Origin of the sequence: Mycobacterium xenopi, from assembly GCF_009936235.1 — a bacterium.
In the GTDB taxonomy this organism is placed as follows: Bacteria; Actinomycetota; Actinomycetes; order Mycobacteriales; family Mycobacteriaceae; genus Mycobacterium; species Mycobacterium xenopi.
Map to the genome: position 1 here is coordinate 1,743,892 of NZ_AP022314.1, position 12,983 is coordinate 1,756,874.

At 64.3% G+C, this 12,983-nt stretch carries 11 protein-coding genes and 1 pseudogene; 9 read left to right on the forward strand and 3 right to left on the reverse strand.

Annotated features, from left to right (window positions below; translation table 11 throughout):
• Nucleotides 1-74 precede the first annotated feature (74 nt).
• Nucleotides 75-830, forward strand: coding sequence for an SDR family NAD(P)-dependent oxidoreductase (locus MYXE_RS08230; protein ID WP_085195484.1), 756 nt, complete (start codon nucleotides 75-77; stop codon nucleotides 828-830).
• On the opposite strand, the gene MYXE_RS08235 is transcribed toward MYXE_RS08230, so the two are convergent.
• Together MYXE_RS08235 and MYXE_RS08240 are read right to left on the reverse strand one after the other, a co-directional pair.
• On the reverse strand, nucleotides 808-1,965 hold the full coding sequence (locus tag MYXE_RS08235; protein ID WP_003920941.1) for a Zn-dependent alcohol dehydrogenase: 1,158 nt from the start codon (nucleotides 1,963-1,965) through the stop codon (nucleotides 808-810). The genes MYXE_RS08230 and MYXE_RS08235 overlap by 23 nt on opposite strands.
• Nucleotides 1,962-3,176 (reverse strand): cytochrome P450, encoded by a 1,215-nt coding sequence (locus MYXE_RS08240; RefSeq protein ID WP_039890207.1) that lies wholly within the window; start codon nucleotides 3,174-3,176, stop codon nucleotides 1,962-1,964. The genes MYXE_RS08235 and MYXE_RS08240 overlap by 4 nt, the downstream gene beginning before the upstream one ends.
• A gap of 319 nt (nucleotides 3,177-3,495) precedes the next feature.
• Between MYXE_RS08240 and MYXE_RS08245 the strand changes: the two genes are divergently transcribed.
• The gene (locus tag MYXE_RS08245) at nucleotides 3,496-4,629 is read left to right on the forward strand and encodes an acyl-CoA dehydrogenase family protein (RefSeq protein WP_003920943.1); all 1,134 of its coding nucleotides are present in this window, start codon (nucleotides 3,496-3,498) and stop codon (nucleotides 4,627-4,629) included.
• On the forward strand, nucleotides 4,626-5,876 hold the full coding sequence (locus MYXE_RS08250) for an acyl-CoA dehydrogenase family protein (protein ID WP_003920944.1): 1,251 nt from the start codon (nucleotides 4,626-4,628) through the stop codon (nucleotides 5,874-5,876). Before MYXE_RS08245 ends, MYXE_RS08250 begins: the two co-directional genes overlap by 4 nt.
• A 63-nt stretch (nucleotides 5,877-5,939) precedes the next feature.
• Here MYXE_RS08250 and MYXE_RS08255 read toward each other — a convergent pair whose 3' ends face one another.
• Complete coding sequence (locus MYXE_RS08255; protein ID WP_085195486.1) at nucleotides 5,940-7,160, reverse strand: CaiB/BaiF CoA transferase family protein; 1,221 nt, start codon at nucleotides 7,158-7,160, stop codon at nucleotides 5,940-5,942.
• Between the two features lie 288 nt (nucleotides 7,161-7,448).
• Between MYXE_RS08255 and MYXE_RS08260 the strand changes: the two are divergent.
• The 6 genes and pseudogenes from MYXE_RS08260 to MYXE_RS08285 all read left to right on the forward strand — a co-directional run bounded on the left by MYXE_RS08260 (nucleotide 7,449) and on the right by MYXE_RS08285 (nucleotide 12,968).
• A pseudogene (locus MYXE_RS08260) lies at nucleotides 7,449-8,311 on the forward strand (mycofactocin-coupled SDR family oxidoreductase).
• A complete protein-coding gene (locus tag MYXE_RS08265) occupies nucleotides 8,311-9,309 on the forward strand; it encodes a thiamine pyrophosphate-dependent dehydrogenase E1 component subunit alpha (protein WP_003920947.1) in 999 nt (332 codons plus the stop codon). The pseudogene MYXE_RS08260 and the gene MYXE_RS08265 overlap by 1 nt, the downstream one beginning before the upstream one ends.
• An 11-nt stretch (nucleotides 9,310-9,320) precedes the next feature.
• Nucleotides 9,321-10,319 (forward strand): alpha-ketoacid dehydrogenase subunit beta, encoded by a 999-nt coding sequence (locus MYXE_RS08270; protein ID WP_085195528.1) that lies wholly within the window; start codon nucleotides 9,321-9,323, stop codon nucleotides 10,317-10,319.
• Entirely contained in the window at nucleotides 10,312-10,566 is a 255-nt protein-coding gene (locus MYXE_RS08275; RefSeq protein ID WP_003920949.1) for a lipoyl domain-containing protein, read from the forward strand. The genes MYXE_RS08270 and MYXE_RS08275 overlap by 8 nt, the downstream gene beginning before the upstream one ends.
• On the forward strand, nucleotides 10,557-11,426 hold the full coding sequence (locus tag MYXE_RS08280; RefSeq protein ID WP_003920950.1) for an enoyl-CoA hydratase-related protein: 870 nt from the start codon (nucleotides 10,557-10,559) through the stop codon (nucleotides 11,424-11,426). The genes MYXE_RS08275 and MYXE_RS08280 overlap by 10 nt, the downstream gene beginning before the upstream one ends.
• A 9-nt stretch (nucleotides 11,427-11,435) precedes the next feature.
• On the forward strand, nucleotides 11,436-12,968 hold the full coding sequence (locus tag MYXE_RS08285) for an acyl-CoA synthetase (protein WP_085195488.1): 1,533 nt from the start codon (nucleotides 11,436-11,438) through the stop codon (nucleotides 12,966-12,968).
• Nucleotides 12,969-12,983 lie beyond the last annotated feature (15 nt).

Below are 12,983 nucleotides of genomic sequence, written 5' to 3' on the forward strand. Positions count from 1 at the left end.
AAGACGCGTGTGCACCAGGTCGGCATCGGTGCCCTGGAAGCCGACGCACCGCTCGCATCGATCGGACCGTCCGTATGAGCGCCATCGTGACCGGCGGTGCCTCGGGGATCGGGCGTGAAGTCGCCGCGCTGCTGCGCCGTGCCGGCCACGACGTCGTCGTGTGGGATCGGAGCGGGGGTGACATCAACTGCGATATCAGCGATCCCGAGGCGGTGTCAGCGGCGATGGCGGCGACCGTGCGCGAGCACGGTGTGCCCGCACGTATGGTGGCGTGCGCTGGGATCGGCGCGTCGGGCCTGCTCTTGGAACTCTCGCCGGACGAGTGGCATCGGGTGTTGGCGGTCAACCTCACCGGCACGTGGCTGACGATGCGGGCCGCCGCGCAGGCCATGGTCGAGGCCGGATCCGGCGGGTCGATCGTCGCAGTCTCCAGCATCAGCGGCACGGTGGCCGACCGGGACATGGGTGCCTACTGTGTGTCCAAGGCCGGGATAGACATGCTGGTCAAGGTCGCGGCGGTGGAGTGGGGTCGCTACGGCATTCGGGTCAATGCGGTCGGCCCGGGGGTCACCCGGACTCCAATGTTGGGTGAGCCGGAACGACTGCCCGGCTGGGTGGAGGATCTGCAGCAACGGACCGCGCTGGGCCGCCTTGGTGAACCCGCCGACGTCGCTGGGGCGATCCTCGGTGTGCTCGAATTACCTTGGGTGACCGGCCAAGTCGTCCACGCTGACGGCGGCCTGGCGTTGCACAGCCCGATCGACCCATATGGCCAGACGCAGCGACTGGTCGCTATGAAGGATCAGGTCAACCGATCCCGAAATCGATGACGCCGCGGATGATCTCACCATTCAGCAGGTCGGCGTAGGCGTCGTTGATGTCGTCGAGCCGATAGCGCTTGGTGATCATCTCGTCGAGTTGCAACTGGCCTGTCTGGTAGAGCTTCGCCAGACGGGCGATGTCGGCCTTTGGGTTACACGATCCAAACACCGTGCCCGCCAGCGTCTTGTTCATCAGAATGAAGTCCTGCAGGTTGAGGTTGACCGAGCGTGTCAGCTGGGATGTCATGCCAGTCAGCACGCAGGTGCCGCCTTTGCGGGTGAGCTCGAGTGCGTCGCGGACGTCGTTCGGGGTGATCAGTGACGGCGAGACCACCACAGCGTCAGCCATTACCCCATAGGTCAGCCCACGCACCAGATCGAGTGCGTCGGCGGTTGTGGCCACGGCGTGAGTGGCGCCGAATTGACACGCCGACTTCTGTTTGAACTCCACCGGGTCGACCGCAACGATCTGCGCGGCACCGTTGATCCGCGCGCCCTGGATTGCGCCGGTGCCGATGCCCCCGGCGCCGACCACGACGACCGTGTCGCCGCCGCGCACACCGGCGCGATTAGCCGCGGACCCGTAGCCGGTGGGGATCGCACATGACAGCAGCGCGCTGGGCAACAGCGGCAAATCCGGTTCGATCTTTACCAGTGAATTCGCGGACACCACGGTGTGTTCAGCGAATGCGCCGATCTTGGAGAGGTGCCCCAACGGTTTTCCGTCGGTGGTGTGATGGCGAAACGTCCCGTCGGTCGGCATTCCGGGAGTCAAGGTGCCGATCCCCGCGTCACAGATGTATTCCATGCCGGACGCGCACCAGCGGCATTGCCCGCATACGGCGACGAATGACATCACCACGTGATCACCCGGCATGAAATCGGTGACACCGTCGCCGACTTCACGCACGATTCCCGAGCCTTCGTGGCCGCCGATGGTCGGGAACATCGTCGGCAGGCCGAGCGATCGCAGCACCTCGTTGGGGGCCGACAGGTCGCCCTTGAGGATGTGGTCGTCGGAATGGCACAACCCAGCGGCAGCCATCTCGACTAATACTTCTCCGGCACGCGGTGGATCGAGCTGAAATTCCTCGACCGACCAGGGCCCGCCGACATCGTGCAGGATTGCAGCCCGGCTTTTCATGCTGCAGGCGTGAAGGTCACCGGAAGCTTGTTCGGCGACCGGAAGGTGAGCCCGACGATCCTGGCGTCCTCGTCCGGAACCAACGCCAGATTGGCGACGCGGTCGAGCAAGCTGTTCAGCATCACCCGGGTTTCCAGTCGAGCAAGGTGCATGCCGAGACACATGTGGATCCCGCCGGCGAACGCGATGTGCGCCTGCCGGGGGCGCCTGATGTCGAACACGTTGGGGTCTCTCCAGCGGCTTTCGTCGCGGTTGGCCGAACCCATGCACAAGTCGACTTGAGCACCGGAAGGAATTGTCTTTCCGCGTATTTCGACGTCCCGAGTGGTTGTGCGCACGACGGTGGTAAGCGGTGTTTCGTAGCGCAAGCCCTCTTCGATAGCAGCGGGAATCAGTGACCGGTCCTGGTAAACCATTGCCAATTGCTCGGGGTGGGTCAGCAGCAGGTAGAGCAGGTTACCCGACGACCGGTAGGTAGTTTCCAGGCCGGCCGGCAACAACAGCCGCAAGAACGAAATGATCGCCTCGTCGGTCAGCTTCTCGCCGTCGATTTCGGCGCTGACCAGATCACCGATGATGTCGTCGGTGATTTTGCGGCGTCTCTGCTCCACCTGCTCAAGGAAATAGTCGTGCAGCTCGATGGAAGCTTTGAGTCCCGCTTCGATATCGACCGGAATGGAGATCAGGTCCAACGACAAGCGCCGGAACAACGCGAGATCCTCGCGCGGCAGCCCGAGCAGACTTGCGATGATGCGGGTCGGGAATTCGAATGTCAGCGCTTTCACCAGGTCGGCGGTGCCGTCGTTCTTGATCTCGTCGACCAGCTGATCGCAGACCGGCGCGATGACCGACGGCTCCCAGCGCTCAAGGGCGGTCGCCCGGAACGCTTTCGCCACCAAGTTGCGGTGATCGTGATGCTCTTTGCCGCCCATCGCCAAGATTGTGTGGCCCATCACCAGTCCGATGGTCTGGTCGTATGCGTGGGAACTGAAGGTCTGGTCGTCGCGGAATGCTTGGAACACGCTGTCGTAATCGAAGAGGACCCACTCGTCGTCGGGCACCAGTTCCGGCGGCACCTTCGAATGGTCCATCAGTGCGCCGTGCCACACGGGCTCGGTGCGTCTTTTGTATTCGAAGAACGGGTAGGGGCTGGTTTCGCCAGTGGTGTCGAGCGTGACGGATTGATCGTGCGGGTCGGTGCTGATCGTCATCAGCATGCCTCCTGAGCACTGGGTAAGAGCGATTCCCGCGGCCAGCCGGAACCGCCCTCGCGCTGGTCAGCGGATCGTCGGGATGAACCTCACTATCATAGTATAAATAGCAACTAAGCCCAAAGGTTTGTGGTGTTTTACGGTAATCGGAACGGTATCGGCGTTGACATTCTTCGGCGGCTCCCGCATGGCGGGGCGCCGTATCGACGCAACTCCGGTAGCTCTTACGGTATTGCTGATTGCTACGATCGGAAGCGCCAGCCGATCCCCGGCCAAACCCGACGGCGGACGTCGATCTGAAGGAAGGCCTGCCCACACTATGACTGCGGTCGAGTCGCCCGAAAAGGCGCTCTTCGCCTCGACTACCGAGGCGTTTCTTCAGCGGGAAGCACCACTGACTTACGTGCGCGACCTGCATGCTGCGGGTGTGTCCTTCGACCGTGACTGGTGGCGGCGCGCCGCTGAGTTGGGTTGGACTAGTCTGCTCGTGCCCGAGGAGTTGGGCGGCGGCGCCGTCTCCGGCAGCGGTATCGCCGATCTGGCCGTGGTCGCCGAACTGATCGGCAAGACGGTGGCGCCCGGACCGTTGTATCCGGTCAGCACTGTGCTGTGCGCACTGGTCGAGTGCGGCGAGCACGATACGCACGCCGCCACCATCGAGTCGCTGATGTCCGGTGACGCGGTGGCGTCGTGGGCCGTCTATGAGCCGGGTCGGGGCTGGGCTCCGCTGGAGCCGTCGGTGACGGCGACGCCGCACAACGGGGGCTACCGCATCGACGGTGTCAAAGACCGCGTGGAAGCTGGCGCCCAGAGCGACTTGCTGTTGGTGGTGGCGCGCTGCGACGGCGAGATCCGCCAGTTCCTCGTGCCGACGACCGCGCCCGGGGTGCGCATCGAACCGCAGCCGTCGGTCGATCTGGTCAAGCAATACGCGCGTGTGCAGTTCGACGGCGTAGATGTGCAGCGCTCCGCGGTGGTCGGCAAGCCCGGCGAAACCACCGCGTTGATCGAACGGCAGAGCCAGATCGCTCAGGTGCTGCAGTGCGCCGAGGTGGTCGGAATCCTGCAGACCGTGTTCGGCTTCACGGTCCAGTGGGCATTCGACCGGCACACGTTCGGGCGCCCTCTCGCGTCCTACCAGGCACTCAAACACCGGTTCGCCGACATGAAGACCTGGCTGGAAGCATGCCGCGCGACCACAACCGCCGCGGTGGCCGGCGTTGCGGCCCGCTCACCGGACGCGGCGTGGTTGGCCAGCGTCGCAAAATCCTATGTCGGAGAGAAAGCCCCGGCGATCGTGCAGGATTGCGTGCAGATGCACGGCGGCATCGGCGTCACCTGGGAACACGACCTGCATCTGTACCTGCGGCGAGTTGTGTTGTACCGCTCTATGTTCGGCACCCCCGAGGAGCACAATCTGCGGGTGTATGCGTGGAAGGAAGCGTTGCAATGACCGACAACGGGTCGGCCCCGGTCGGCGAATCGGTCGAGCAGTTCCGCGCCCGCGCCCGGGCGTGGCTTGCCGCTAACATGCCGCGGATCGATCCTGCCTCACCGCCGGTGGCCAACCGCGATGACGAACGCGCCTGGCGGCGGGCTCGCGAACTGCAAAAACGGCTCTACGAAGGCGGATTCGCCGGTATCTGCTTCCCGCGTGAATACGGTGGCCTGGGCTTGGATTACGAGTACCAGAAGGCTTTCGACGAAGAGAGCCTCAACTACGAGATGCCGCTGATCCTCAACACGCCGACGTTCACCATCTGTTGTGCGACTTTGCTCGACACCGGCAGCGAGGAGCAGAAGAGGCAACACATCGGCGCGGCTTTGCGCGGCGAGGAGGTGCTGGTGCAGCTGTTGTCGGAGCCCAGTGGCGGATCGGATCTGGCCGGCGTGCTTACCCGGGCCGAGCGGCGCGGCGACCGGTGGGTGATCAACGGCGCAAAGACATGGAGCACCAGTGCGTTTGCCGCCGATTACGGATTGTGCCTGGCTCGCACCGATTGGGATGTGCCCAAGCACGAGGGGCTGACCATGTTCTTGGTGCCGATCGATCATCCGGGAATCACGTTGCGGCGCATTACTCAACTCAACGGCTCCACCGAGTTCTGCGAGGAGTTCCTCGACAACGTCGACGTCGGTGACGACGCCGTCGTCGGCGAGGTGAACAACGGCTGGACCGTGGCGTCACGACAGCTCTACCATGAACGTCGCGCGGTCGGCCAAAGTTCGGAGTTCGCCAGCGGGGCTGGAAGCGAAGGGGGACGCTCGACGCCGGTGGATTTCGTCGCTTTGGCTCGCAAGACCGGTCAGGGCGACAATGAACGTGTGCAGGAAATGGCCGGCCGGGTATTGGTGCATCGCGCGGTCAGCGACCAGCTCTCCGAGCATGTGTACCGCAGTGTGCGCGACGGTAGTTTGCCGCCGGCGGCCGGAACCTTGATTCGGCTGTTCCACGCCGACACCGTCACGTTGGACATGGACACCGCGCTGGCCATTGCGGGCACCGCAGGAGTTGTGGGCGCCGAGGGGGACGGCTTAGAGCATGGCCTGCGGTACCTGTCGCGGCAGACGGTTGCCATCGGCGGCGGCACCACCGAGATGGCCCGCAACGTGATCGGGGAGCGGGTGTTGGGCTTTCCGCGGGAATACGCCGCCGATCGCGGTGTGCCGTTCAAGCAGGTGCGCCACGGCAAGGCGTAGCGCGAGCAGACGCAAAGTCCCCCAAAACCCTTGTTTTTTGCGGGACTTTGCGTCTGCTCGCCGTTACAGGATCGCGCCGCTGTCTTTGGCCTTGGCGATGTCGTCCCAGTCATAGCCAAGCTCCAACAGGACTTCCTCGGTGTGCTGGCCATGCTCGGGTGCTCGCGTCGGCGGTGGCGGCGTCTCGTCGAATTGCACTGGTGCTGCGACCATTTGGTACTCGACACCACGGTCGTCGGCATTAGTGATGAGGTAACCATTGGGCTTCGCCTGCGGGTCGTGAAGCACTTCTCGGGGCGTGGCCAGCGGCGCCCACACGCCGGGCTCCTCAGCCAACGCTTCCCGCCAGTGCGCCAAATCGTGCTCGGCGAATTTGGCAGAGATGATGGCGGTGGCCTCAGCGGCGTTGGTAATCAGATTCGACGACGGCACGAAGCGTTCGTCGGTGGCCAGTTCCGGTAGACCGATCCGCTGACAGAAACCGGCCCAAAACTTGTCAGGCTGCAGGAAAACCAACTGGATCCACCGACCATCCTTGGTTTTGTACCTGTTGACGAGCGGGTTAATGGCCAACCCCGGAGCCGCACCGGGTATTCCGTCGACATCGAAAAGGTCGGCGACCGAAATCGAGGGCGCGATGCTCCACATGGCCTGGGCCAGCAGCGATGAGTCCACAATCGTCGGCTCGCCGGTCCGTTGCCGGTGGAACAGTGCGCCGCAGATGCCGCCGGCCAACGTGATTCCCGCCTGCAGGTCACCGAAGGCCGGGCCCTGAACGGCGGGATGCTCGGTTCCAAACGGTGTGAGCGTGTAGGCCACGCCACCACGAGCCAGGTAGGTGGCGGCGTCGAATCCGCCTCGGTCACGGTCCGGGCCGCGTACCCCCAGTCCGGTTCCGCGCGCGATGATGATGTTCGGATTGAAGCGCCGAATGTCTTCGACCGTCAGGCGGACCCGCTCCAATGCCGCCGGCAGCCAGTTGGTGAGCAGCACGTCGGCCTGAGCGAGGAGCTGGCCGAAGATCTCGCGACCGGTGTCGGTCTTCAGATCCAGTGCGATGCTGCGTTTGCCGCGATTGCTCAACTCGAGGATGAAGTCGGTGTCGGCGCGTGCGGCTTGGCGGGTGAAACCCCCGATGACGAGCGATCTTCCGGGGTCGCCGCTGGTGACACTTTCCACTTTGATGACGTCGGCGCCCCAATCTGCCAACGCGACGCCGGCGGCCGGCACATAGGTCCACGACGCCAGCTCCACGACCCGGACACCACTGAGTATGCCTGACATCTGACCATCCTTCGCTCAGGTCGATTCACTGCTAGGTCAATCTCGGGCAACCGCTGCCAGGCACATCGCAGCGGGTGTCTTTTCTATTTTAGGTAATCTAGCTACCATAGGTCTGGCCGGAGGCGACTTTGCGCGCGAGCAGCTTTTCGAAAGAGATGCGATGGGGTCGAACGTTCGTCTCGTCCACTTGGCTGATCGCGGAGCCGCGGCCCCGTTATGCCAGCGGGAATGGGCGCCAATGATGTTGTGCCCTAATGCAGGTGTGCGGTTTCTCAGAAAGGACCGGCCATGGGCAAGGTGACGGGCAAGGTGGCGCTGATCAGCGGGGCCGCGCGCGGACAGGGCCGTTCGCATGCGCGGATGCTCGCCGCGGAGGGCGCCGACATCATCGCGGTGGACCTGTGCGCCGACATCGAAACCAACGAGTATCCACTGGCACGGCCGGAGGATCTCGACGAGACGGCGAGGCTCGTCGAGAAGGAAGGGCAGCGTGCGTTCGCGGCGATTGCCGACGTCCGTGACCGCGCGGCCCTGGCCGAGGCGATCGATCGCGGCGTCGCCGAGTTCGGCCGCTCGACATCGTGGTAGCCAACGCCGGCATCTGCCCGCTGACCGCGGGCCTGCCGCCGCAGGCGTTCGCCGATGCCGTCGACGTGGACCTTGTCGGCGTGATCAACCTCGTGCATGCCAGCCTCAAACACCTGCAGGAAGGCGCGTCGGTCATTGTGATCGGGTCGGTGGCGGCGTTCATGGCCTCGATGAACACCGGCGGCATCGACGGCGGCCCCGGCGGGGCCGGGTACGCCTTCGCGAAACAGGTTGTCGCGCATTACGTCAACGACTTCGCGCTGCAGCTGGCTCCCAAGTTCATCCGGATGAACGCGATCCACCCGACCAACTGCAACACCGACATGCTGCACAGCCCGCCGATGTATCGGGCTTTTCGGCCCGACCTGGCGAACCCGACCCGCGAAGACGCCGAGCTGTCGTTTCCGGTGATCCAGGCGATGCCGATCCCCTATGTCGAACCCGAGGACATCAGCGAGGCCGTGGTGTTTCTCGCCAGCGACGCCGCCCGCTATATCACCGGCCAGCAACTGCGTGTCGATGCTGGCGGCTTCCTGAAAGTCAAGCCCTGGTCGGGGGTGTGATGGAGCCGTCGGCGTCGGTGGAGGTGCCGCCAGACACCCAGCGCCGCATCTATGCGTTGATGGTGCTGATGAAGGCGGCCGACGACCGGCTATCCAAGGGCATCGCCACTGGCGAGTTCATGTGCGTGTACTGGCCGTCGCGCGGACAGGAGGCCGTCGCGGCCGCGATGGCTGTCTCGCTACGTGAAGACGACCAGTTGGTCACGACCTACCGCGGACTGCACGACCTGATCGGCAAGGGCGTCCCGCTGGAGGAGATCTACGGCGAGATGATGGGCCGCACCGTGGGCGCCAGCCGCGGCAAGGGCGGCACCATGCACATCGCCAATCCCGGCAGGGGTGTCATGCTTTCGACCGGGATCGTCGGCGCGGGACCGCCTGTGGGTGTCGGGCTGGCGATGGCCGCCAAGCGCAAGGGGCTCGACCGGGTCACCGCGGTCAGCTTCGGCGACGGCGCCACCAACACCGGCTCGTTCCACGAAGCAGCCAACATGGCCGCGCTGTGGGACCTTCCGCTGGTGTTTGTGTGCCAGAACAACCGCTACGCCGAGATGACGCCGACTGAACACACCATGAAACTCGAGCATGTCGCCGATCGGGCCGCCGGCTACGCGATGCCGGGGGTTCGCGTAGACGGCAACGACCCGCTGGCGGTGAAATCGGCGCTCGATGAAGCGCTGTACCGGGCCCGAAGCGGCTGCGGACCAACGTTTCTCGAGTGCGTAACGTTCCGATTCCGCGGCCACTACTTCGGCGATCGGATGCCGTATATACCCAAAGAGCAGCTTGCGGCGGCGATGGCGGCTGATCCGGTGCCGCGGTTCCGCGGCCGTCTCACCGAGGCGGGTGTGTGCGACGAGGAGGAGCTCGACCGCATCGAGCGCGGGGCCGCCGACACCGTCGAAGCAGCGTTGCGAACCGTCATGAGTGCTTCGGCGCCGGGGATCGAGGAACTCGAGCGCGACGTGTACGCCCACCCGATCACGTCCCCGAAATGAGCGAGTCGGCCATGGACGAAAAAGAGATGACGATGCGTGAGGCACTCAACCTCGCGTTGGACCAAGCGATGCAGGCCGACGAGCGAGTGTTCTTGCTGGGCGAGGACATCGCCGACCCTGGCGCCACCGGCCCGACCGCGGGGCTGTCGACGAAATACGGCCCCGACCGCGTGCTGGACACGCCGATCTCGGAGGCCGCGATTGTCGGGGCGGCGATCGGCGCCGCGATCGACGGCCTGCTGCCGGTGGCCGAGATCATGATCATGGATTTCATCGGCCTTGCCGCCGACCAGTTGATCAACAACGCTGCCAAGCTGCGATTCATGACCGGCGGACGCACCGCGGCGCCGATCACCGTACGCACCCAGGTGTATGGCGGACTGGCCACCGGGGCGACGCACTCCCAAAGCCTGGAAGCGTGGTTCATGCACGTTCCGGGGCTGAAGGTGATCGTTCCGTCCACTCCACGCGACGGCAAAGGCCTGCTGACGTCGGCGATCTTCGACGAGGATCCCTGCCTGTTCGTCGAGACCATCCGGCTGCAAACCCAGCGCGGCTTAGTCCCGATCGATCCTGGGTTTCGCATGCCTCTCGGCCGGGCCGAGATCAAGCGAACCGGCACGGACGTGACTCTGATCAGCTACGGGCGCAGTGTGCTGGACGCACTTGCTGCCGCGACCAGCCTGCAGGAGCAGGGTGTTAGCGCCGAAGTGGTCGATTTGCGCACCCTGGTGCCGCTCGACGTCGAGACCATTTGTGAGTCCGCGCGCCGCACTCGTCGAGTCGTGGTTGTTCACGACGTGGTCCAATTCGCCGGGCCCGGAGCAGAAATCGCTGCGATCCTGCAATGCGAATTGTTCGGCGAGCTTGCCGCGCCCATCCAGCGGGTGGGCGCCAGGTTCGTCCCGATCCCGGCAGCGCCGGCGCTGGAGGCCCAGGTTTACCCGTCGCCGGCGCGGATCGTCACTGCAGCCCAACAAACGTTGCGATCGGTGAGCACGCATGGGTGACTTCGTGATTCGCATCCCGCGGGTCTCGGTCGCCGTGTCCGAGGCCGAACTCGTCGAGCTGCTCGTCGACAACGGCGAACGTGTCGAGGAAGGCACGCCGATCTACGTCATCGCTACTGAAAAGGCCGAACAGGAGATCGAGGCGGGTGCGTCAGGCATCGTTGTGTGGACCGCGGAAGCCGGTGCCAGTTACGACATCGGCACTGAGATCGGCGTGATCAAAACAGAGGAGAAGGTATGGACCTGAAAGAGACTCGTGAGCGCACCATCTACGAAAAAGACGGCGCGATCGCGCGTGTCACGCTTAATTGGCCCGAAAAGGCCAACGCTCAAGACCAGAAGCTTGTCGAGGAGATGGACGCCGCGCTCGCCGACGCCGACCGTGATTACGACATCAAGGTCCTGATCGTCAAGGCCAACGGTAACGGCTTTTGTTCCGGACACGCGATCGGCAACAACGCCGTCGACTACCCGGAGTTCGTGGAGGGTTTCAAACATACTGGCACACCGTGGAAGCCGCAGAGCGACCTGTTCGTCAAGCCGGTGCTGAACTTGTGGGAGTTCTCCAAGCCGACGATCGCGCAGGTGCACGGCTACTGCGTCGGCGGCGGCACCCACTACGGGCTGACCACCGACATCGTCATTGCTGCCGACGATGCCTACTTTCAGTACCCGCCCTTGCAGGGTTTCGGCATGCCATCGGGCGAATGCTCGATCGAGCCTTGGGTTTTCATGAACTGGCGGCGCGCGGCCTACTACCTGTACCTGGCGGAGGTGATCGATGCTCACAAGGCGCTGGCCATCGGCTTGGTCAACGAAGTGGTGCCGCGAGACGAACTCGAAGCGCGTGTCGAGGCCATAGCCCGTCATATCGCCCAGGCTCCGCTGACGACGCTCTTGGCGACCAAGGCCAACCTTAAGCGGGCGTGGGAATTGATGGGCATGCGGGTGCATTGGCAGAGCTCCAACGACCTGGTTGCGCTGGCATCACTGAGCGCCGACGTGCAGGCGCTCGTTCAGCAGGTGCTCAAGGGCAAGATCAAACCCGCGGAGATGGCCCGCCGCCAAGCTGCGGCGTCTGAGGCAGCGAAATCCCCACAACCCTGAGGCTGTTCGGTGAACATTGCCGACCACGCCAGCCGTGCGCCGCAGTCCACGGCGCTGATCGTCGCGGACGGCAAGCAGATGTCGTACGGCGAACTGTATCTCCGCAGCCAGCGCGTCGCCGCGGTGTTGCACGAGGCGGGTCTGCGTCGCGGCGACGGCGTCGCGCTCGTGCTCGGCAACTGCCCCGAGTTCCTCGAGATCACTTGGGGGTGTCAACTTTCCGGTCTCTACTACACGCCGATCAACACGCACCTCACGTTTGACGAAGTGGCCTACATCGTCTGCGACTGCGAGGCACGCGCGTTATTCGTCGACTCGTCTTTTGCCCAGTTTGGGTCGCGAATCCTCGACGCCTGTCCTCGATTAGACGTCCTGGTCAGCGTCGGTGAGCGGCGGACAGGCTGGCGCTGCTACGAGGACGCCCTGGTGGCCGCCGGCGACGCGCCCCCGCTGTCAGACGGCAGCGAGATGCTGTACTCCTCCGGCACCACCGGGCGGCCCAAGGCGGTGCGCCGTGCGCTGCCCACACAGGGTGGCTCGTGGGCCCAGGCGGTAATGGAATTGGCGTTGCGCCACCGCTACGGTATGGACGCTTCCAGCGTGTATCTGTCGCCAGCGCCGCTGTATCACGCCGCCGGGGTGAACTACACAATGGCGGTCAACCGCGTCGGCGCCGCGTCGGTGATCATCGAGAAGTTCGACGCCGAGCACGTGCTTCGGCTCATCGAGAGTTACCGAGTCACGCATGCCCAGTTCGTGCCGACGATGTTCGTTCGGATGCTCAAGCTGCCCGAGCCGGTACGGCGACGATACGACGTTTCCAGCCTCCTGTGCGTCTTGCATGCCGCCGCCCCGTGCCCAGTTGAGGTGAAGCAGGCGATGATGAAGTGGTACGGACCCATCATTTACGAATACTACGGCGGGACCGAGGGTTTCGCAGGCAGCACGATCGGGCCAGAGGAGTGGCTGGCCCACCCCGGCTCGGTTGGCAAGCCGCTGTCCCCGGTGCACATTGTCGGCAAGGACGGGCGCGAGCTTCCCGCCGGTGCGCCGGGCGAGATCTACTTCGAAGGCGGACCCGACTTCGAGTACTTTAAGGATCCGGACAAGACCGCGTCGATTCGCAACGAACACGGTTGGCGCACATTGGGCGACGTGGGTTACGTCGATGAGGACGGCTACCTGTATCTCACAGATCGCTCGACCTTCATGATTGTCTCGGGTGGGGTGAACATCTACCCACAAGAGGCGGAGAACCTGCTGGTGATGCATCCCAAAGTGGTCGACGCGGCGGTATTCGGCGTCCCCAACGACGAATTCGGGGAAGAGGTCAAGGCTGTGGTGCAACCGGCCGACGGCGTCATGGCCGGACCCGGCCTTGAAGCCGAGCTCATCGCATACTGCCGAGACCACCTCGCTGCTTACAAGTGCCCGCGCACAGTCGACTTCGACCCGCAGCTGCCCCGCGACCCCAACGGCAAGCTTTACAAGAGGCGCATCCGCGACCGCTACTGGCAGGGAAAGACTTCGCGGATCGTCTGAGATGAATGAGGGATA

Coding starts and splice junctions, on each gene's coding strand:
- MYXE_RS08230 (WP_085195484.1), top strand. CDS start 75: ATGAGCGCCATCGTGACCGGCGGTGCCTCGGGGATCGGGCGTGAAGTC.
- MYXE_RS08235 (WP_003920941.1), bottom strand. CDS start 1,965: ATGAAAAGCCGGGCTGCAATCCTGCACGATGTCGGCGGGCCCTGGTCG.
- MYXE_RS08240 (WP_039890207.1), bottom strand. CDS start 3,176: ATGACGATCAGCACCGACCCGCACGATCAATCCGTCACGCTCGACACC.
- MYXE_RS08245 (WP_003920943.1), top strand. CDS start 3,496: ATGACTGCGGTCGAGTCGCCCGAAAAGGCGCTCTTCGCCTCGACTACC.
- MYXE_RS08250 (WP_003920944.1), top strand. CDS start 4,626: ATGACCGACAACGGGTCGGCCCCGGTCGGCGAATCGGTCGAGCAGTTC.
- MYXE_RS08255 (WP_085195486.1), bottom strand. CDS start 7,160: ATGTCAGGCATACTCAGTGGTGTCCGGGTCGTGGAGCTGGCGTCGTGG.
- MYXE_RS08265 (WP_003920947.1), top strand. CDS start 8,311: ATGGAGCCGTCGGCGTCGGTGGAGGTGCCGCCAGACACCCAGCGCCGC.
- MYXE_RS08270 (WP_085195528.1), top strand. CDS start 9,321: ATGGACGAAAAAGAGATGACGATGCGTGAGGCACTCAACCTCGCGTTG.
- MYXE_RS08275 (WP_003920949.1), top strand. CDS start 10,312: ATGGGTGACTTCGTGATTCGCATCCCGCGGGTCTCGGTCGCCGTGTCC.
- MYXE_RS08280 (WP_003920950.1), top strand. CDS start 10,557: ATGGACCTGAAAGAGACTCGTGAGCGCACCATCTACGAAAAAGACGGC.